Genomic DNA, 19145 nt, shown 5'->3' with positions numbered 1-19145 from the left:
CGTGGATCCCGAGCCGGGAGCTGAACGGACGGTCCCAGCAAATTAACCTTGCTCGATCCTGGGGATGTATCTCCTCCAGGATGTCCAGGCGACTTTGATGGGGCAGGGCCAGTCGGCCCGTCGTCCCGTGTTCCCGCCTTCTGAGCTGACGTCTGCGAGTCCTTTCCACAAGGGCTCGAAGGGCTTGACGCCGGGATCTGCGCCAACATGGAAAGGACAGCCATGCCTCTTTATGAGCATGTTTTTCTCGCGCGTCAGGACGCGAGCACCCAGCAGGTGGAAGAACTGACGGCCCAGATGACCGGCATCGTCGAAGGTCTCGGCGGCAAGATCACCAAGACCGAGAATTGGGGCGTTCGCTCCCTCACCTACCGCATGAACAAGAACCGCAAGGCGCACTTCGTGCTGCTCAACATCGACGCGCCTTCGGCGGCGATCGCCGAGATCGAGCGTCAGGAGCGGATCAGCGAGGACGTGATCCGTTACCTGAGCGTCCGCGTCGACGAGCTCGAGGAAGGTCCGTCGGCGATGATGCGCAAGGCCGATCGCGACCGTGAGCGCGACGACCGTGGCGGCGGCTTCCGCGGTGAGCGCGATGGCGGCGGTTTCCGCGGTGATCGTGGCGACCGTGGTGATCGCGGTCCCCCGCGCCGTCCCCGTGACGAAGAAACTGCGGACGAGGAGTAAGATCAATGGCTGAAGCCCCCGCACGTCGCCCGTTCTTCCGCCGCCGCAAGACCTGCCCGTTCTCCGGGCCGAACGCGCCGAAGATCGACTACAAGGACTCCAAGCTGCTGATGCGCTACGTGTCCGAGCGCGGCAAGATCGTGCCGAGCCGCATTACGGCCGTCTCGGCAAAGAAGCAGCGCGAGCTCGCGCGCGCCATCAAGCGCGCCCGCTTCCTCGGCCTGCTGCCCTACGTCATCCGCTGATTGCGGACCTCGGACCGGCGGCCCCGCGCCGCCGGCTCCTCTCGTTGAATTCTCATAAGGCTTCCGGGTCGTCCGGTCGCCGATGGTTGGGGCCACCACGCCTCTAACCGCTCGAAGGGAGCGGGACAGCTGATGATCGGAACGCTTCTCATCGCGCTCGCGGCAGGTGCTGCCTCCGCGGTCATGTTCGCCTCGACCGGGTCGGGCGTGATGACGGCGCTCGTGCTTGCGCTGCTCGCGCCCGTGCCGCTGCTGGTCGCCGCAATCGCCTGGGGCCGGCTTTGCGCTGTCATCGGCGGTCTCGTGGCAACCGCTTGCGTGCTGGCCATCTTCGGCTTCGATCGCGCTCTCGCCTTTGCCGTCTCCGTGACGCTGCCGGCCTGGTGGCTCGGCCACCTCGTCCTGCTCGGCCGTCCGACGACCAGCCCGTCCGGCCAGGATGGCATCGAATGGTATCCGCCCGGCCATATCCTGCTGTGGATCGCGGTGATCGCGGCGCTGATCGCCGCGTTCTCCTTCGGCACCGACATGACGGCCACCAATCAGGGTCTCAGGCGGCTGCTGTCGCGCGTGCTCGGCAATACCGTCACGTCGACCGACGCGGTCGACATTCCCCGGCTGATCGAGCTCTTGGTCTTCATGGCGCCGCCCATGGCCGCGGTGATCATGACCACGATCCTGTCGCTCAACGTTCTGGCAGCCGCAAAGATCACGGCGATCTCCGGCCGGCTGATGCGCCCATGGCCTCGCCTGCGTGACACCAAGCTGCCGCTGATGACGCTTCCGGCGCTGTTTGCGATCATCGCCTTCTGCTTCCCAGGCGGACTGATCGGCATGTTGGCGCGGATCGCCGCCGCAGCGCTGCTGACCGCCTATGCGCTGACCGGCTTCGCGGTCCTGCATACGCTGACCTTGCCACTGCGCACCCGGCCGCTCTGGCTCGGCCTCGCCTACGCGCTGATGCTGACCTTCATCTGGCCGATCCCCATGCTGGCGATGATCGTCCTCGGCCTCGCCGACGCCGCCTTCGACCTCCGCCACCGTTTCGGCCCGCGGCAGCCGCCGCCTTTGCCGGTGCCGTAAAGGTTCAACTTCACACCAACCGCTTCCGAACATTACAAGGAGAACATCGATGGAAGTCATTCTGCTGGAACGTGTCGCCAAGCTCGGCCAGATGGGCGAGATCGTGAAGGTCAAGGACGGGTTCGCCCGCAACTTCCTGCTGAAGCGCAAGAAGGCGCTGCGGGCGACGGCCGAGAACAAGGCCAAGTACGAGGGCATGAAGGCCGATCTCGAGGCCAACAACATCAAGGCCAAGGGCGAGGCGGCCAAGGTCGCCGAGAAGATCGACGGCCGCGACATCGTCATCATCCGCCAGGCCTCCGAATCCGGCCAGCTGTTCGGCTCGGTCTCGGTGCGTGACATCGTCGCCGCGCTGGCCGCCGACGGCATCACCGTCAGCCGGCCGCAGGTCTGGCTCGACGCCCCGATCAAGACGATCGGCAAGCAGACGATCACCATCGCGATCCACCCGGAGGTCGAGACCTCGGTGACCGTGACGGTCGCCCGCAGCGCCGACGAGGCCGAGCGCATCAAGCGCGGCGAGGACATCTCGACCCGCCAGGAGGACCGCGACGCCGCCGCCGAAGCGATTGCCGCCGCCGGCGAGTTCTTCGATCCGGAGGCCCAGGACGAGGGCGCTGCCGGCGAGCCCGCGCAGCAGTAAGCGCGCTCAGCCCATTTGCGGAAAAGCCCGGCTCAACGAGCCGGGCTTTTTCATTGTCGTCTCACCGCGAGGGCGAGGACGGAACCGAGGGATCCGACGGCACCGACTGGGTCGTGGCCGGCGCCGGCGTCACCGGTGGGACCGGATCGGCCCGCAGCGCCGGGGCGGCGTCGCTCGATCTCGCCGGCTCGACCCGCGGCGGCTCGGAGCCGGCGGCGCTGTCCTCTCGCGACGGCGACGGACGGGTCGCACCGGTCGGCTCGCCGCGCGTCTCCTCCGCAGCCGAGCCCTCCTGGGCCGGCTTCTTGCGCTTGCCGAGCCTGCCCTTCTTCGCGGGCGCGCTGCCCTCGCCGTCGGCCGGCGCAGCGGTTGGATCCGCTGCCGCGTCGGGCTTCGCCTCGGCCGGCGCGGAGCGCTTGGAGTGATGACCCGAACGGCGGCGCGGCTCGCCTGGGCTGGCAGCAGCATCCGCGGCGGCAGGCTTCGCCTCGGACGGCTCGGTGGCGGCCGACCGGGCGCGGCGCTCGGACCGCGTCTCCTTGCCGTCCTTGGCCGAATGGCCCGTGTAGCGCGCATCCGCAGCGCCGTTCGCAATCAGGTAGTTGGCGAGCACGCCGGCCATCTCGGGGCTCGTCGTATAATGCTGGCGCAGAAACCCGGGCAGCGAGCCGGCCGAGGTGTTCTTGACCAGGCCGCGCGGCGACTTGTGGCAGACCACGCAGGTCCCGTTGTAGATCTGCGCAGGACTCTTGCCCGCATCGAGATTTTCCTGCGCAACGGCGGCCCCCGCAAAGCCCATGCAGAACACCGCCACCACCGTCGCCAAATTGAGCGCTCGGCCCACCATTCTCATTCTCCAGCTATGGTTTCGCCCACACGGCGCCGCCCCCGCGCGACATCCGCTGCCGTGTTTCCTCTCGCGATCAGCCGAACGTGACAGCGGACGTTGCGGTCGCTCCACGCCCTCGATGGCGATTCCTTCAGACCTCGTCCGGCGGTCAGTTGCCGGACACCGGCCAAAAGGCCGGCGGCCGCGGCCTTTTTAACGGATTGCGGAGCGAATGAAAGCGCACAGATGTTCCTGCGCTGAGATGTCCATCGATCAATGACATGACGGAATATCGGCTTTGTGTTCATGGCAGTGGCGTCGGCTTGTGCCCGCTGGGTAACATAACAAGGTGATGATAGGGAACCAATCGGTTCTCAACGCGTCGAGTGCGACGGCCGGGAAAGTCAACAACTCACGGGATGGCTCGTTGGGTGGTGTGGATGGACCGTTTGCTGCGAAGTCTGTTGAGTAGCTTCATTTGCCGTGGGTCGATCAGCTTTACGACCGCCAGCGGCACGACGTTCAGCTGCGGGGATGGAACCGGTGTTCCCGTGGCAGCACGATTCCTGACCCATGAAGCCGAGCGCCGGCTTCTGGCCAATCCCGAGCTCGCGCTCGGCGAGATCTATATGGACGGCTCGTTCGTGGTCGAACGGGGATCGATCGCGGATCTGCTGTCGATCGTGATGAGCCAGCCGGCCGTGGTGCCCGACTGGGCAAAACCGCAATGGTGGCTGCGCTACCTGGCCCGCCATCTGCGCCAGCTCAACGTCAGGGGACGCGCGCGCCGCAACGTCGCCCATCATTACGATCTCGACGGCCGGCTGTATTCGCTGTTCCTCGATGCCGACCGGCAATATTCCTGCGCCTATTTCGAGACGCCGGACGCGACGCTGGACGACGCCCAGCTCGCCAAGAAACGTCATCTGGCGGCCAAGCTGCTGATCGGCCGCCGCCATCGCATCCTCGACATCGGCTGCGGCTGGGGCGGGCTTGGACTTTACCTGGCTGAGATGTGTGATGCCGACGTGACCGGCGTGACGTTGTCGGCCGAGCAGTTGCAGGTCGCCGAAGCCCGCGCGGCCGAACGTAGCCTCTCCGCCTCCGCCCGCTTCCTGCTGCAGGATTATCGCGACGTGCCCGGCACCTTCGACCGCATCGTCTCGGTCGGCATGTTCGAGCATGTCGGGGTCGCCTTCTACGACACCTTCTTTCGCCGCTGCGCCGAGCTGCTCGCGGACGACGGCGTCATGCTGCTGCATTCGATCGGACGCTCCGGGGGGCCGGATGCGACCAATCCATGGATCGCCAAATACATCTTCCCCGGCGGTTACATCCCAGCCCTCTCGGAGGTGCTGCCGGCGATCGAGCGCGCCGGGCTGCTCGTCTGCGACATCGAGATCCTGCGGCTGCACTACGCGGAGACCCTGAAGGCGTGGCGCGAACGCTTCATGGCCCGGCGCGACGAGGCCGTGCAGCTCTATGACGAGCGCTTCGCGCGGATGTGGGAGTTCTACCTGGCGATATCGGAGATGGCGTTCCGCAAGCAGAACCTGATGAATGTCCAGATCCAGCTGACGAAGCGCCAGGGCATCGTGCCGATGACGCGCGACTACATTCCCCGTGAGGAGACGCGGCTGCGGGCGCGCGAGCGCGGCAGCCGTCCGGCGCTGCGGATGGCAGGGGAGTAGCGCGCGCGGCCCGGGACGACAGCGGAGGGCGGCGTCAGTGCGATGGTCTTGCAGAGACGGATGCCCGCATTCGCTCGGCAGCGCCCCGCCGGGCTCGGGTTCAATTTTGAGACGCGCGGTGGACAGGTTGCGTCTCGCGCGCGAGATCATGCCCATCCGACTCAAATTTTCAAACAAATCGTGCGGTCTGTGAACTGGCTCACAGACCCCGGGAAAGCCTGGCCGTAGTGTCCCCGCATGTCCCAGAGCCCCACCAGAGCCATGTTGGAACCGCAGACCGACTTCAGCACCGACTACGCGCTGATTGCCGCCGGCGTGGGTGCCTCCCTCCTCGCCCTCCTCTATCTGCTGCTGGTCTGACGTCCCGCGCGGATCCGCTGGCGGCCGTGGCGCGCCTGGGCGTGCCGGCTCCCGTTCCCATATCGCAGAACTGTCGAACGATCGCGTTCCCTGATTGCAGCGGCGCGTCGCTCCCGCCTGCGCGGCGTTGAGTCCCGCCGGTTCCGTCAAGCGCGACATCTGGCGAGTCCGGATTCATCCACCAGATTTACCGGACGGTGAATAGCGCTCAGCTTTCGCTTCCGCTTCGCGCGCGACTGGCGCTTTATCCCCTCCTCTTCAAAGCTGCTAAACACGCGGTCATGGCACTCACCGATTCGAACGTTCACAAGCTGGCGCCGACTGACGCAGCAACGCCGGCCTATCGCAGCGCTCCTCACAACATCGAGGCGGAACAGGGTCTGCTCGGCGCGATCCTGGTCAACAACGACGCGTTCTATCGCGTGTCGGACTTCCTCGAGCCGAAGCATTTCTTCGAGCCGCTGCACCAGACCGTGTTCGAGACCGCGTCCAGCCTGATCCGGATGGGCAAGGTCGCGACGCCGGTGACCTTGAAGACGTTCCTGCCCGCCGACGTCGACATCGGCGGCATGACCGTCGGGCAGTATCTGGCGCGGCTCGCGGCCGAAGCGACCACGATCATCAACGCCCAGGACTATGGCCGCACCATCTACGACCTGTCGTTGCGCCGCGATCTGATCGGCATCGGCGAGGACATGGTCAACGTCGCCTACGACGCGCCGGTCGACTTCGCGCCGCGCAACCAGATCGAGGACGCCGAGCGCCGGCTGTACGAGCTCGCCGAGTCCGGCCGCTACGACGGCGGGTTCCAGAAATTCTCCCAGGCGCTGACGACCGCGCTCGACATGGCCGCCAAGGCCTTCCAGCGCGACGGCAAGCTGTCCGGCATATCCACCGGCCTGCGCGATCTGGACGCCAAGATGGGCGGCCTGCAGCATTCGGACTTGATCATCCTCGCCGGCCGTCCCGGCATGGGCAAGACCTCGCTCGCCACCAACATCGCCTACAACGTCGCCCAGGCCTATGTTCCCGAATTGCAGCCCGACGGCACCTACCGGGCCGCCCAGGGCGGCGTGGTCGGGTTCTTCTCCTGCGAAATGAGCGGCGAGCAGCTCGCCACCCGTATCATCGCCGAGCGCAGCGGCATTCCGTCGAGCCACATCCGCCGCGGCGGCATCACCGAGGCCGATTTCGAGAAGCTGCGCGAATGCTCGATCGAGCTGCAGTCGCTGCCGTTCTATGTCGACGAAACCGGCGGCATCTCGATCGCCCAGGTGATGGCGCGCGCCCGCCGTCTGAAGCGCCAGAAGGGCCTCGACCTCCTGGTGATCGACTACATCCAGCTGCTGTCGGGCTCGGGCAAACGCGGCAACGACAACCGCGTGCAGGAAATCACCGAGATCACCACCAGCCTGAAGGCGCTGGCCAAGGAGCTCAGCGTTCCCATCATCGCGCTGTCGCAGCTGTCGCGTCAGGTCGAGAATCGCGAGGACAAGCGGCCGCAGCTGTCGGACCTGCGTGAATCCGGCTCGATCGAGCAGGACGCCGACGTGGTGCTGTTCGTGTATCGCGGCGAGTACTACCTCGCCGCCAAGGAGCCACGCCCCGGCACCGAGGAGCACCAGAAGTGGCAGATGGAAATGGATCTGGCGCTCGGCAAGGCCGAGGTGATCATCGGCAAGCAGCGCCACGGTCCGACCGGCACGGTTGAATTGCACTTCGACGCCTCGGTCACGCGCTTCGGCGACCTCGCCCATGACGGCCTGCCGCCGCAGCATCACGACTATTGACCGTGTGCTGTTGAACCGGGACGCTGCACCGCGTAAAAGCGCGACATGAGCGTTCCCGATCTGAAACCCGCCGCTGATCAGCCCGCCCCCGGTCCTGAGGAGGTCCAGGTGCCGGCCAGCGCCACCGGCGTGCTGACGATCGATCTCGACGCGCTCGCCGCCAATTGGCGCAAGCTGGAAAAGACCGCGGTGCCGGCCGAATGCGCCGGCGTGATCAAGGCCGACGCCTATGGCTGCGGCATCCCGCAGGTGGCGCGCACGCTCGCGGCCGCCGGCTGCAAGACCTTCTTCGTCGCGACGCTCGCCGAGGCCAAGGTCGCCCGCGCGGCCCTGCCCGACACGGCCGCGCTCTACGTGCTCGACGGCTTCTTCCAGAACACCGGCGACGACTACGCCGCGATCAACTGCCGCCCGGTCATTGGCGAGCTCAACGAGTTCGCCGAATGGGACATCTTCTGCCGCCGCACCGGCTGGAAGGGCGGCGCCGCCGTTCATGTCGACACCGGCATGAACCGGCTCGGCCTCACCCCGATCGATGCGCAGGGCATGATCCCGCGCATCCAGAGCGGCGACCACGGCATCACGCTGGTGATGAGCCATCTGGCCTCGGCCGAGCAGATCAACAGCCCCTCGAACGCGCGCCAGCTCGCGACATTCCGCGAGGTCGCCAGCGTCTTCACCGGCGTGCCCGCCGCGCTTGCCGCCTCCTCCGGCATCTTCCTCGGCGCCGCCTTCCAGTTCGACATGGTGCGGCCCGGTGCAGCGCTCTACGGCGTCAACCCGACGCCGGAGGCCGACAATCCGATGCAGCCGGTCGCCGAGATAAGAGCGCGCATCGTGCAGTTGCGCGACCTCGCGCGCGGCGACACGGTCGGCTATGGCGGCACCTGGACGGCGCGCCGCCCGACGAAGATCGCGATCCTCTCCGCCGGCTATGCCGACGGCTATTTCCGCGCGGCGAGCTCCAACGACGGCACCCGCGGCGCCGACGTCATCATCGCCGGCCAACGCTGCCCGATCGCCGGACGCATCTCGATGGACCTGATCGCGGTGGATGTCACCGACTTGCCGCCGAAGGCCGCCCGCCGCGGCCACTTCGCCACGCTGCTCGGCGAGGGCATCACCGTCGACGAGCTCGCGCATCATTTCGGCACCATCGGCTACGAAGTCCTGACCAATCTCGGCCGGCGCTATTGTCGCATCTACAAGGGCGGCGCGGCGACAGCGGAAAGCTGATCGCGCGCAGCAACGCTCTCTGTCTGACGTGCACACAGCTGCTGCCACATCGTCATTGCGAGCGCAGCGAAGCAATCCAGAATCCCGCACACCACCCTGGATTGCTTCGCTGCGCTCGCAATGACGGCGAACTGACATGAGCCATCGTTCTCGCGGCATGTAACGCCCGAGGCTTGCATCTCATTTCACCCTCTCGATAGACGAGGGCGCAGGGAATGCCGGGTGCTGGCCGCAACCCATGGCCCGCCTGCAGAAAAAAAGCAGGCGGCAGTCACCACAGGTCCAGCCGGTCAACCGGCATTCCCTGCGCGATGGCTTTAGGTCTTATGCGTACTCTCCCCGGGGACCGGGCTGTCTTGCCCCCGTGACCGGCGGATCATCATCACCACCGGCGTAGCATCAGCGTCGGGATGCCAGGACCATACGTTTTCAACGTGCGCCTAAAGCCGTTCGTCCGCACAGCATCAGCCATGCTGCGACCCAAAGCGCCCACCGCATCCCACCCCGCGTGCCGTGACGATCGCGATACGCCCCTCGTGCCGAGGCGGGACGGAGGGAGTGAACCATAATTTTCTGATAAACGGAAGTCGGATATTTTTCGTGCGCGGACTGGACAGGGTGAGTCGCATTGAGATTGCTGGCGAAATTCCTTTATCGGCGCATGCTCCAGAGCAGATCGGCTGATCGATCCCGCGATCTGTGATAGCTACTTCTTGTGATAGAAGAGCCGCGGACTTGCCACCTCCACAAAACGAGCGCCTCGCCATGAAACGCATAATGGTTCTTGTCGCGACCGTCATGCTCGCCACCACAGCAGCTCTCTCGCATCAAGACGTCATCCTTTCGCTCGGCACCGATGGCACGATCCCGGGGCTGCCGCCTGACTATCAGACGACGCGTCTGCACCTTGTCTTCTCGAATGGCAACGCGGGAGCCTTGCAGGGATTGAGCTTCCTTTCGTCCGGGCGAGAAACCCGCATCCAACCCTGTCTGCTGCAGCTGGTCGCCAAGGGCTCTCGTCGCCAAATGTTTCTGACAGGCTCCTGGTATCATGACGAAACAATCGTGCCCCACTATGTTCAGGTCGAATTCCGCGATCCGCCATCGCCGCAACAGGCACCTGGTCAGACCGGCGTCAGCTTCCTGTTCAACCTGCGGGACTCGACGCTTCTCGGAGTGACGCGGCAGTTTCAACCGATAAAACTACGCGACGGCTGTCCAGACCTACCCTGATATTGCAACAAGCTTTGCCCGGATGAGCGCAGCGACAATCGGCACTGCGGCCGTGGCAAACAATGCTCTTCGTGAGCCTGACCCAGCGACGAGCCTTGTAGAACAAGTTCCATGCACCGTAGTCCAAGGCGACTTCGCCTCGATTCAGGAGACATGTTGGGTTATCTGATGTGGAAGCTTTTCTGATATGGAAGCGCCACTACGCGGCTTAGGAGGTGGTAGACAGTGTGGCGTCCTTCATTGGCAGAAGTAGAGGCAGCGGCCCGGATTCTCCGCAAGGCAGGGCTTCACCACCATTGGTGGGAGCCGTATCGAAAATCGCACGACGACATGCTGCAAGAGATCCTATTGCTAAGGAAGAATTCGATGCGATCGTCGAGCAGATGCTGATGGCTGCACGCGACGCAGCATCACCGGACTAGACCCTGCTCCATCGCCCTTCAATTGCGACGTCCCCATCGGATCAGAGCGAAGCCAGCCTGCGACTGGAAAGCCAGGTGCCCCGGCACAGGTCGTCTCAAGCCACTCAACATCCCTTCGGGAGAGGTGGCGTTGCGACGTAGGCGGCGGGACGTCCAATACCCGCTCCGAGCACAAATTGACGCATTGATCCGCCAATTCTACGCTATGCTGGACGCTCACGAGGGAATTGGGCGTGTTCTAGAAACTCAAAGACATCGCCTCGGGTGCAGTGAAAAGCGTCGGCGGACAGTTCGCGAGCGCCTCCAGGGCGATTGCCGATCTCGCCGCCAGTCTTGCGACCCGCGCCGCAGCGGCGGCGGATCTCGGTCGCATCCTCGATATCATTGAAAAGGTTCCGGGCGTCAGTTTCGACAGACCCGAGGTCGATGCCGACTATCTCAACACGTTGCTGGCTGCGGTGCAGATGGGCGAGCTCACGCTGGCTGTCCACTACCGCAAGGAAACCGAGGCGAGTTTGGTGCGCCTGCATCCGGTCGCAGCGGCGGCCGCCAATGAGCTGACCGGCTCGGACGGCAAATTCTTTTCCAAGATCCTGTTCAACGATGAGAGCGACAAGCCTGCCATCCAGATGCTGATGAACTCCGAGCATCTGGCGGACAACTACCGGCACGTCACCGCCGACACGCTGGTCAACGCACTGGCCTTTCCGATTGAAAACGTCAAAGGCGGCTTCATCATTGCCAGATCGTTCCGTGCGATCGCGCGCCCCATCGCAGGCTGGCTGCTCAACATCATCTTCGACCAGGGCGAAAAACTGCACCGGCGTATTCGCGGCCATCGCGACGAGGATCCATCCCCACCACCCTCCCCGTCTGCGGATGAGGAGGAGGTTGACATGTCGCATGTCTCAACAGCATCGGAAGACGGCGACGTCCCAAGCTCGGAGCTTCAATCGAGCCATCGGCCGCCATCCGCGGAATGATGCGGCGCGTTGATTGAGCACAGCGAAGCTTCACCGGCGGGCCCCCCCTCATCCCCACCCGCGCGGATCGGTCTTCAGCAACGCATACAGCATGTCATCGCGCCATTCGCCGCCGACGCGCAGGTGGTCGCGCAGCCGGCCCTCGCAGCGGAAGCCGAGCTTCTCGGCCAGTTTGCGCGACGCGGCGTTGTCGGGATGGATCAGCGCCTGCGCGCGGTGCAGGCCGAGCTCGCCGAAGCAGAAATCGAGCATCGCACCGACCGCCTCGGTGGCGATGCCATCGCGCTGCCGGGCAGGATCGACGATGTAGCCGATCGTGACGCGCTTCGCACGCATGTGACCGTCGTGATAGTTCACCATGCCGATGCAGCGGTCGGTCTCGGCTTCTGCCACCGCCCAGAACCGGTAGTAGGACGGCGTACAATCGATGAACCGGCGGACGGCACGTTCGCTCTCGATCCGTTTGGTGTGAACCGGATGATTCCAGAAGCGCATCGCATCCGGATCGCTGAAGCACCGGTGCATTGCTTCGGTGTCATCGGGATCGAACTGTCGCAGTCGCAGGCGGGCGGTCGAGAGGATCGGGTGCGGGATGGGCTGTTTTGCCATGGCGGGCTCATGCAGGGATGAACCAGACTAGCAGCGATGACGGCAGGAGCGCTACGTTCAGTCGCCTCGCGCCCGAAGGCCCCAATCTCCGCGTCGCCGTCATTGCGGGGCGCGCGGACGACACAGTGCCGGCGTCGTGCCGATCGCATGAGGCCGGTGGCAGTGCACAAGACTCGCGCGACCCTGCGCTTCGCTCGTGCACTTCCCACGTTCGCGGCCGCCGCTCACGCCTTGAAGTAACCCGGCTGGCCGATGTCGGCGATCAGGCCGATCCCGTCCGGTCTCCAGCCCAGGCGCTGCTGTGTCAGGGCGCTGGAGGCCGGCATGTGCAGGCCCGCGAACATCGCCAGTGGTCCATAGTAGTCGCCCGCCTCCTCCTTACCTATCGAAACGACCGGCACGTTCAGCGCGCGACCGATCACCTCGATGACCTCACGCATCGCGACGCCTTCCTCGCCGACGGCGTGGTAGATCGCGTCTGCCACGCCCTTCTCCAGGGCGAGCCGGTAGATGCGGGCGACATCCGATCGGTGCGCCGCGGCCCAGCGCTCGGTGCCTTCGCCGACATAGGCGGCGCGGCCCTTCTGACGTGCGAGCTCGACGAGATAAGAGATCAGCCCGGCCTTTCCGGGGGCGCCGTGCACCTGCGGCAGGCGGATCGCCATCGCGCGCACGCCACGCGATGCATAGGCCAGGCCGGCCTGCTCGGACACGCGCGGGACATGCGCTGACGACTCGCGCCGCATGTCTTCGGTGACCACCACGTTGGCCGCAACGAGCCCCGTTCCGGAGGTGACGATGAACGGCTTGTTGGTACCGGCCAGCACGTCGCCCATGGCTTCGATCGCCGCCTTGTCGATGGCGCCGTTCTCCGCGAATTTCGCGAAGTCGTGGATGAAGGCGAGATGGATCACGCCGTCGGCATCCCTCGCGCCGCGCTTCAGGCTGTCGAGGTCCTGCAGCGAGCCGCGATGAACCTGCGCGCCCAGTTGCTCGAGCGTGCGGACGTTCTCGGCGGAGCGCGCGAGGCCGATGACCTGATGCCCGGCGGCGATCAGCTCCCTGGTGGTTTCGGAGCCGATGAATCCGGCGGCGCCGGTGACGAATACGCGCATGAGACACACTCCCTGTTCAGACCGCCGGGATATTGCTAGGCTGCTCATGCGGGTAAAGTCGTGACTTTATACGGGTATAATCGCTAACAGGATGACGGACGCTAACCCTCTCGGGACCTATCTCAGGGACCGCCGCGCCAGGCTCGATCCGACCGCCTTCGGCCTGCCGCTGCAGCGGCGGCGAACGCCGGGGCTTCGGCGCGAAGAGGTGGCGCAGCGCGCCAATGTGAGCGCCACCTGGTACACCTGGCTCGAGCAAGGGCGCGGCGGCGCCCCATCCGCCGACGTGCTTGACCGCATCGCTCGCGCCATGATGCTGACCGACGCCGAGCGCGAGCATCTGTTCCTGCTCGGTCTCGGCCGGCCACCCGAAGCCCGCTATCACGCGATCGACGGCATCTCACCCCGTCTCCAACGCGTGCTCGACACGCTGGAATACAGTCCCGCCTTCGTTCGCACGGCGACATGGGACATCCTCGCCTGGAACAGGGCGGCTGCGGCTGTCCTCACCGACTACAGCACCCTGCCGGAGGACCAGCGCAATGTTCTGCGCATGATGTTCCACGACAGCCGTGTCCGCGCAGCACAGCCCAACTGGCAGGCCGTGGCGCGCTATGTGGTCGCGTCCTTCCGCGCCGACGTGGCGCGCGCCGGTGCGGCCCGCAATGTCCAGTCGCTGGTCGATGAGCTCTGCGCGACGAGCCCGGAATTTGCGGCGATGTGGCGCGACAACGACGTGCAGGGACGGCATGGCGATGGCGTGAAGGTCCTGCAGCATCCCATCGCCGGATCGCTCTCGCTGGAATTTTCGGGCTTCGCCGTCGATGGCCGGCCCGACCTCACCATGGTGATCTACAATCCCGCGACGCCGGCGGATGCGGACAAGATCCGCGCGCTCGTGACGTCACGACCGAAATAGCCACACAACCGCACTCGGCTCGCGCGCCTCGCTCGCCAGCGTCGACCGGGGGATGCGCGGAAGCGCGACGTCCCCGCGGCTAGTCCTTCTTCGCGGCGTCGAGCACCTTCTTGCAGGCGTCGGCGAGCTGGGCATAGTTGCGCGTCAGGCAGGCGATGATGCGGCCGCCGCCGGGGAGCACATCGCTGCAGAACCTCGCGTAGTCGACCTGACACGCGGCGCGCTGCTCGTCGGTCGGCAGCAGCTGCGCGCGGGCCGCATCCGCAAGGCCCAGCAACAGCGTGAACAAAATGGCGATTGCGAGCTTGGACATCAGGCCTTCCCCTCAATGCAACGGGCATCATGAAGATCGCGACCTTCAACATCAACAATGTCCGGCGGCGTCTCCCCAACCTGCTGCGCTGGCTGGGCGCGGCCAGGCCCGACGTCGTCTGCCTGCAGGAGCTGAAATGCACCCAGGCCGATTTCCCCGTCGATGAGATCGCCAAGGCCGGCTACAGCGCGGTGTGGCAGGGGCAGAAGACCTGGAATGGGGTCGCGATCCTCGCCCGCAAGGCCGAGCCGGTGCTGACGCGCACTGCCCTGCCCGGCGATATCAGGGATCGCGAGGCGCGCTACATCGAGGCCGCCGTGCGCGGCATCGTCGTCGGCTGCATCTACTTGCCGAACGGCAATCCGCAGCCGGGACCGAAATTCGACCACAAGCTCGCCTGGTTCAAGCGGCTGCACAAGCACGCGGCTGATTTCATCAAGGACGACCTTCCGGTCGTGCTCGCCGGCGACTACAATGTCGCGCCTGATACGCTCGACATCTACCCGACGAAGTCATGGGACAAGGATGCGCTGGTTCAGCCGAAGAGCCGCGCCGCCTACAAGACGCTGGTCGATCAAGGCTGGTGCGACGCGATCCGCACCCTGCATCCGGAGGCGCCGATGTTCACCTTCTGGGACTACAAGCGCAACCGCTGGCCGCGCGACGCCGGCCTGCGGCTCGATCACCTGCTGCTGAGCCCGAAACTCGCGCCGCGCCTTAGCAAGGCCGGCGTCGACCGCTTCATCCGCGGCGAGGACGGCGCCAGCGATCACGCGCCGGCCTGGATCGTGCTGAAATAGTCCGAAGGTCGAGAAGGGTACCCCGCCGAGCTGCGTTCATCGGAGATCACTCTGGCCGATCGCGCCCCGGTGAATGTGACGTCGACTGGGAGCGTTACGCCGCGCGCCGTCAGGCCCGTCCCGCATCCATGATCGCGTGCGCGAGCCGCGCCGGATCGGAGAAGCACAGCTCATGGGCTTCGGCATCCGCCCGCGCGACTGGCGGGCGGAGACCGCGCGTCACTCCGGCTGTCGACCGCCTGCGGTCAGCGCGGACTCCGTTCGCGAGCCGCGCCCCACAACCAGATTGCCGCCAGCAGGACAAGCGAGCCGACGAACGCCGCGACGACGTCGCGCAGCGAAATGACGATGCTGCCCATGCCTGGAAACAGCCCAAACAGGTTGAACAGGACACCACCAATGAGGGCGCCGACGCATCCCAATCCGATGTTGGTCAGAAGCCCGAAACCTGCTCGGCGGCGCTTCACCAGGATTCCGGCAAGGCCGCCGCCAATCAAGCCGACGACGAGCCAAGTCCCTGCATGTGCCAGTGTGAACATTCTTCACTCCGTCGGTCTGCCGTTACCCCTCGGTTGGAGCATTACGGCCAGAATCGTGCACTTGCAGGTTACATCGATTTCGTTGCCATCAACTGAACTCTGCAGCTCGGATGAGTTCGTAACCCAATCGCAAGCTGGTCGATGCGCAGGCCGGCGTCCACCGAAATGATAGTCATTCGAATCTAATCGTCTCGAACACGCGCAGCTCATGCGAACGCTTCGCACGCAAAGGGCTACGTAGTTCCCCCGAGTTCATACAATCCTCGGAATCGGGAAGAATGCGGTTCCCGCAGAGCGTGCAAGGGTGAATGTATGTGCATCGCATGCAACTGGGCAAGATTTCGTGGTTTGCTCAAGCCTGATTTTGACTCCGTCAACGAGGCCGAGCCGTCACGACGCCAGCTCCTGCAGACAGGCGCGGCGTTCGCTGCGGCCGGCGTTGCCTCGGTGTCCGCTCCGACAAACGCCGAGGCGCGAACCGGCGGCGGCAAGGCCGACATCGTGTTTCGCAACGGCCCGGTCTACACCGTGAACGGCGGCCGGGAATGGGCCCGCACGGTCGCCGTCATGCAAAAACACATCGTCTATGTCGGCGATGACGCGGGCGTCCGGTCCTTCATCGGCCCCAAGACCCGCGTCGTCGATCTCGCCGGCAGGATGCTGCTGCCCGGTTTCGTGGAAGGACACATCCATCCGATAGCGGGCGCTGTCGTGACTCGGGGTGTCGATCTTCAATACGACACAAGGGAGGAGATGCTCGACGCCCTGAAGGCCTATCGCGCCAAGCTGGGCCAGGCCGGCATCGTCCGCGGCTTCGGCTGGCGCTATAACGCCTTTCCGCCGACCGGCCCGCGCAAGGAGGATCTCGATCAGATCTGGCCGGACACGCCCGTCTTTCTCGTCGGGATCGATGGCCATTCAGCCTGGGTCAATTCCAAGACGCTGGCGATTGCCAAGGTGACCAAGGCGACCAAGGATCCGTTGCCCGGCTACAGCTACTTCGAGCGGGACCCGGCCTCGGGAGAGCCGACCGGCTATCTGGTCGAGCCACCGGCGATGTTTCCGGTCCTCAACGCGGTCTCGCCGTTCACGACCGGCTATATTGCGGACTCGCTCGCACAGTGGCTGCCGAAGGCGTCGGCGGCCGGCATCACCAGCGTGTTCGATGCCGGACTGCTCGTTCTGCCCGAGGAGACAGGCTACGAACTCTATCAGGATCTGGAGCGCAAAGGAAAACTGCCGTTCCGTGTGGTCGGATCGACCTACCACAACAATCCGGCGATCGACCCCGTGCCGATCGCGAAGGCCCTGCGTCGACGCTTCAATTCCGAACTGGTGCAGGCGCCCGTTCTCAAGCTCAACATCGACGGCGGCGAAGCCCAACGGACCGCCGCATTGCTGGCCCCCTATAGCGACGATCCGAGCACGAGCGGCGAGACGCTGGTCCCGCCGGATCAGTTCAAGGACATCATCCGCCGCGCCGACAGGGCGGGCCTCAATATTCACATCCATTCCTACGGTGATCGCGCCAACCGCCTGTCGCTGGACGCGTTCGAAGCCGCGATCAAAGTCAATCCGCCGCGCGATCGCCGGCACACGCTGGCGCATCTCATATTTGTTTCGCCTGACGATCTGCCGCGCTTCGCCAAGCTCGGCGTCACCGCGCAGTTCTCCGCCCAATGGTCGGTGGCGGATGCCTATTGGCAGGGCGTGATGCGGCCGCGCGTCGGCGCGCGCGCCGAGCAGGCGTTTCGCACCGGCTCGATCCTGCGTCATGGCGCCAACATCTCGCTCGGCACCGATTGGCCGGCCGCCGGCTATTACAGCACCTACAAGCCGCTGGATGCGATCGAGATCGCGACCACGCGGCGGGAGTTGAACAAGCCGGATCAGCCGGCCTTGGTGCCGCTCGACGAGCGGATCAGCCTCGAAGAGGCGATCCGCGCCGCCACCATGGGCCCGGCCTATCAGCTCGGGCTCGACCAGAAGGTCGGTTCGATCGAGGTCGGCAAGCTCGCCGATCTGATCGTGCTTGAAAGAAACCTGTTCGAAGTCGCCCCGCACGACATCCACAACACAAAGGTGCTGATGACCGTCATGAACGGTCAGGTCAGGCATGAACAGCGAAGCTGAATCCAGCGACGTCTCGGACCGTCACCTTCAGGGCCACATCGACAAACTCAGACCGATTCCCGGAAATACGGAGGCGTATATGATTGACAGAAGAACGCTCATCAAAGGCGCGGGAGCGGCGTTGGTCGCGTCCGGACTCGATTTGCCGGCCGCGCGCGCCGAGTCCGCCGATCCGCTCTGCTATGCGTCGGTCGCCGATCTCATCGCCATGTTCCGGGCCCGCAAGGCGTCGCCGGTCGATCTCTTGAAGGCGCAGATCAAGCGGATCGAAGCCTACAACCCGAAGGTCAATTGTATCACCTACGCGCACTTCGACCAGGCGATGAAGGAGGCCAAGCAGTCCGAAGACCGGTATCGGCGCGGCAATCCGCGGCCGCTCGAAGGGATCACGGTGGCCATCAAGGACGAATTCTCCAGGACCGGCTGGCGGACGACACAGGGATCGCTCATCTACAAGGATTCGCCGCCGGCAACGGAAAACTCGGCCATCACCGACTTGCTCGAGGCCGCCGGCGCAGTCATGCCGTTCCAGACGACCGTGCCGGAATTCTACCTCTTCCTCGGCGCGTCCACCCGCGCCTGGGGCACGACACGCAATCCGTGGAATCTCGAATACTCTCCGGGCGGGTCGTCGGCGGGATCGGGCGCGGCGCTGGCCGCAGGCTTCACGACGCTCGCCATGGGCTCGGACATGGGCGGCTCGATCCGAATTCCCGCCTCACAATGTGGTCTCTATGGCTTCAGGCCGCCGTTCGGACGCGTGGCTGGTGGGGAAATCCCGTTCTCGACCTCGGGCCCGATGGCGCGGCGCTTCGACGACCTCGTCCGCCTCCAGAACGCGATCGTCGGTCCGTCCGAGCGGGTGATGGCCGCGATGCGCCCTCGCCTCGACTACCCCACCCGTTATCCGCGCCTTTCCGGGTGGCGCATCGCCGTGGATTGGGGCGCCGGCATTGCGGACGTCATACCGTCCGTGAAGGCTGCGATGCTGAGAGGAATCGAGGCGCTGCGCGCCGCGGGGTGCACTGTGGACGAGGTCGACTGCGGCTTCACGAAGGCCCACAAGATGGTCTTCATCCGTGGGCTGATGTCGACGTCCATCGGCACTGCGATCGAGATCTCGAATGCGCATCGCGATCAGCTGTCGCCCTACATGACCGAAATGCTCGACCAGGTCGGCGCGGTCGGACCGCGCCAGGCCGAAGAAGCCGAAGAGCTGCTGCAGCGGCTGCACCGCCAGGTGCAGCAGCGCGTGTTCGGCAAAGGCTACCGCATCCTGCTCATGCCGACCATGGCAACGCCTCTGGTCAGGGCCGACATGTTCAAGAGCAAGGAAAACAAGGTCGACCCGTGGGTGGGCACCGGTCTGGGCTTGGCGCTGACGTGGCACTGGAATCTGCTCAACCGCTATCCGGTCGTCGATGTCCCGCTCGGCGTGGTCGAGGACCGCATGCCCTCGGGCATGCAGGTGATCGGCCAGACCTACACCGATCTCGACACGTTCCAGTTCGCGTC

18 protein-coding genes are annotated in these 19145 nt (G+C 65.2%); 13 read left to right on the top strand and 5 right to left on the bottom strand.

Annotation, left to right across the window (positions count from 1 at the left end; all coding sequences use genetic code 11):
• The first annotated feature begins 222 nt into the window (after nucleotides 1–222).
• The 4 genes from rpsF to rplI all read left to right on the top strand — a co-directional run bounded on the left by rpsF (nucleotide 223) and on the right by rplI (nucleotide 2658).
• On the top strand, nucleotides 223–687 hold the full coding sequence (rpsF, locus tag QX124_RS27330) for a 30S ribosomal protein S6 (protein WP_315739396.1): 465 nt from the start codon (nucleotides 223–225) through the stop codon (nucleotides 685–687).
• 5 nt (nucleotides 688–692) lie between these two features.
• Nucleotides 693–932, top strand: coding sequence for a 30S ribosomal protein S18 (rpsR, locus tag QX124_RS27325; protein ID WP_008963441.1), 240 nt, complete (start codon nucleotides 693–695; stop codon nucleotides 930–932).
• Between the two features lie 132 nt (nucleotides 933–1064).
• Nucleotides 1065–2015 carry a hypothetical protein gene (locus QX124_RS27320; protein WP_315798798.1) on the top strand — a complete coding sequence of 317 codons (951 nt, stop codon included), beginning with the start codon at nucleotides 1065–1067 and terminating at the stop codon, nucleotides 2013–2015.
• 49 nt (nucleotides 2016–2064) lie between these two features.
• Nucleotides 2065–2658 (top strand): 50S ribosomal protein L9, encoded by a 594-nt coding sequence (gene rplI, locus QX124_RS27315; RefSeq protein WP_315739393.1) that lies wholly within the window; start codon nucleotides 2065–2067, stop codon nucleotides 2656–2658.
• 61 nt (nucleotides 2659–2719) lie between these two features.
• On the opposite strand, the gene QX124_RS27310 is transcribed toward rplI, so the two are convergent.
• Nucleotides 2720–3505 carry a hypothetical protein gene (locus tag QX124_RS27310; protein ID WP_315739392.1) on the bottom strand — a complete coding sequence of 262 codons (786 nt, stop codon included), beginning with the start codon at nucleotides 3503–3505 and terminating at the stop codon, nucleotides 2720–2722.
• Between the two features lie 422 nt (nucleotides 3506–3927).
• Here QX124_RS27310 and QX124_RS27305 point away from each other — a divergent pair, with 422 nt between their 5' ends.
• The 5 genes from QX124_RS27305 to QX124_RS27285 all read left to right on the top strand — a co-directional run bounded on the left by QX124_RS27305 (nucleotide 3928) and on the right by QX124_RS27285 (nucleotide 11202).
• On the top strand, nucleotides 3928–5178 hold the full coding sequence (locus QX124_RS27305; protein WP_315739391.1) for a cyclopropane-fatty-acyl-phospholipid synthase family protein: 1251 nt from the start codon (nucleotides 3928–3930) through the stop codon (nucleotides 5176–5178).
• A 641-nt stretch (nucleotides 5179–5819) separates the two neighbouring features.
• Nucleotides 5820–7328 (top strand): replicative DNA helicase, encoded by a 1509-nt coding sequence (locus QX124_RS27300; RefSeq protein WP_315739390.1) that lies wholly within the window; start codon nucleotides 5820–5822, stop codon nucleotides 7326–7328.
• 45 nt (nucleotides 7329–7373) lie between these two features.
• Nucleotides 7374–8564 (top strand): alanine racemase, encoded by a 1191-nt coding sequence (gene alr, locus QX124_RS27295; protein WP_315798797.1) that lies wholly within the window; start codon nucleotides 7374–7376, stop codon nucleotides 8562–8564.
• Nucleotides 8565–9329: 765 nt separating this feature from the next.
• Nucleotides 9330–9797, top strand: coding sequence for a hypothetical protein (locus QX124_RS27290; protein ID WP_315798796.1), 468 nt, complete (start codon nucleotides 9330–9332; stop codon nucleotides 9795–9797).
• A gap of 691 nt (nucleotides 9798–10488) precedes the next feature.
• Nucleotides 10489–11202, top strand: coding sequence for a hypothetical protein (locus QX124_RS27285; RefSeq protein WP_315798795.1), 714 nt, complete (start codon nucleotides 10489–10491; stop codon nucleotides 11200–11202).
• 48 nt (nucleotides 11203–11250) lie between these two features.
• Here QX124_RS27285 and QX124_RS27280 read toward each other — a convergent pair whose 3' ends face one another.
• Entirely contained in the window at nucleotides 11251–11811 is a 561-nt protein-coding gene (locus QX124_RS27280) for a GNAT family protein (RefSeq protein ID WP_315798794.1), read from the bottom strand.
• 224 nt (nucleotides 11812–12035) lie between these two features.
• A complete protein-coding gene (locus QX124_RS27275; protein ID WP_315798793.1) occupies nucleotides 12036–12926 on the bottom strand; it encodes an SDR family oxidoreductase in 891 nt (296 codons plus the stop codon).
• Between the two features lie 91 nt (nucleotides 12927–13017).
• On the opposite strand from QX124_RS27275, the gene QX124_RS27270 reads away from it, so the two are divergent.
• Nucleotides 13018–13845, top strand: coding sequence for a helix-turn-helix transcriptional regulator (locus QX124_RS27270; protein WP_315798792.1), 828 nt, complete (start codon nucleotides 13018–13020; stop codon nucleotides 13843–13845).
• Nucleotides 13846–13924: 79 nt separating this feature from the next.
• On the opposite strand, the gene QX124_RS27265 is transcribed toward QX124_RS27270, so the two are convergent.
• Nucleotides 13925–14158: a cysteine rich repeat-containing protein gene (locus tag QX124_RS27265; protein WP_315798791.1), complete on the bottom strand. Its 234-nt coding sequence runs from the start codon at nucleotides 14156–14158 to the stop codon at nucleotides 13925–13927.
• Between the two features lie 29 nt (nucleotides 14159–14187).
• Here QX124_RS27265 and xth point away from each other — a divergent pair, with 29 nt between their 5' ends.
• Nucleotides 14188–14958 (top strand): exodeoxyribonuclease III, encoded by a 771-nt coding sequence (xth, locus tag QX124_RS27260; RefSeq protein WP_315798790.1) that lies wholly within the window; start codon nucleotides 14188–14190, stop codon nucleotides 14956–14958.
• Between the two features lie 245 nt (nucleotides 14959–15203).
• Here the strand turns inward: xth and QX124_RS27255 are convergent, their stop codons facing one another.
• Nucleotides 15204–15497 (bottom strand): GlsB/YeaQ/YmgE family stress response membrane protein, encoded by a 294-nt coding sequence (locus QX124_RS27255; protein WP_315712445.1) that lies wholly within the window; start codon nucleotides 15495–15497, stop codon nucleotides 15204–15206.
• 447 nt (nucleotides 15498–15944) lie between these two features.
• On the opposite strand from QX124_RS27255, the gene QX124_RS27250 reads away from it, so the two are divergent.
• Nucleotides 15945–17630 (top strand): amidohydrolase, encoded by a 1686-nt coding sequence (locus QX124_RS27250; protein WP_315798789.1) that lies wholly within the window; start codon nucleotides 15945–15947, stop codon nucleotides 17628–17630.
• 79 nt (nucleotides 17631–17709) lie between these two features.
• Nucleotides 17710–19145, top strand: a 1436-nt coding sequence (locus tag QX124_RS27245) for an amidase (RefSeq protein ID WP_315798788.1), incomplete at its 3' end; no start/stop codon positions are given.

The sequence above is a fragment of the Bradyrhizobium sp. SZCCHNRI3043 genome, from assembly GCF_032377735.1.
Taxonomy (GTDB): Bacteria; Pseudomonadota; Alphaproteobacteria; order Rhizobiales; family Xanthobacteraceae; genus Bradyrhizobium.
The sequence above is the reverse complement of the archived record's forward strand: the minus strand, read 5'-3'. Positions and strand labels throughout refer to the sequence as shown.

What these genes read in the sequence shown, in the direction of transcription:
- QX124_RS27300 (WP_315739390.1), top strand. Translation starts at nt 5,820, where the DNA reads ATGGCACTCACCGATTCGAACGTTCACAAGCTGGCGCCGACTGACGCA.
- xth (WP_315798790.1), top strand. Translation starts at nt 14,188, where the DNA reads ATGAAGATCGCGACCTTCAACATCAACAATGTCCGGCGGCGTCTCCCC.
- rplI (WP_315739393.1), top strand. Translation starts at nt 2,065, where the DNA reads ATGGAAGTCATTCTGCTGGAACGTGTCGCCAAGCTCGGCCAGATGGGC.
- QX124_RS27320 (WP_315798798.1), top strand. Translation starts at nt 1,065, where the DNA reads ATGATCGGAACGCTTCTCATCGCGCTCGCGGCAGGTGCTGCCTCCGCG.
- QX124_RS27305 (WP_315739391.1), top strand. Translation starts at nt 3,928, where the DNA reads ATGGACCGTTTGCTGCGAAGTCTGTTGAGTAGCTTCATTTGCCGTGGG.
- QX124_RS27290 (WP_315798796.1), top strand. Translation starts at nt 9,330, where the DNA reads ATGAAACGCATAATGGTTCTTGTCGCGACCGTCATGCTCGCCACCACA.
- alr (WP_315798797.1), top strand. Translation starts at nt 7,374, where the DNA reads ATGAGCGTTCCCGATCTGAAACCCGCCGCTGATCAGCCCGCCCCCGGT.
- QX124_RS27270 (WP_315798792.1), top strand. Translation starts at nt 13,018, where the DNA reads ATGACGGACGCTAACCCTCTCGGGACCTATCTCAGGGACCGCCGCGCC.
- rpsR (WP_008963441.1), top strand. Translation starts at nt 693, where the DNA reads ATGGCTGAAGCCCCCGCACGTCGCCCGTTCTTCCGCCGCCGCAAGACC.
- QX124_RS27275 (WP_315798793.1), bottom strand. Translation starts at nt 12,926, where the DNA reads ATGCGCGTATTCGTCACCGGCGCCGCCGGATTCATCGGCTCCGAAACC.
- QX124_RS27265 (WP_315798791.1), bottom strand. Translation starts at nt 14,158, where the DNA reads ATGTCCAAGCTCGCAATCGCCATTTTGTTCACGCTGTTGCTGGGCCTT.
- rpsF (WP_315739396.1), top strand. Translation starts at nt 223, where the DNA reads ATGCCTCTTTATGAGCATGTTTTTCTCGCGCGTCAGGACGCGAGCACC.
- QX124_RS27310 (WP_315739392.1), bottom strand. Translation starts at nt 3,505, where the DNA reads ATGGTGGGCCGAGCGCTCAATTTGGCGACGGTGGTGGCGGTGTTCTGC.
- QX124_RS27255 (WP_315712445.1), bottom strand. Translation starts at nt 15,497, where the DNA reads ATGTTCACACTGGCACATGCAGGGACTTGGCTCGTCGTCGGCTTGATT.
- QX124_RS27280 (WP_315798794.1), bottom strand. Translation starts at nt 11,811, where the DNA reads ATGGCAAAACAGCCCATCCCGCACCCGATCCTCTCGACCGCCCGCCTG.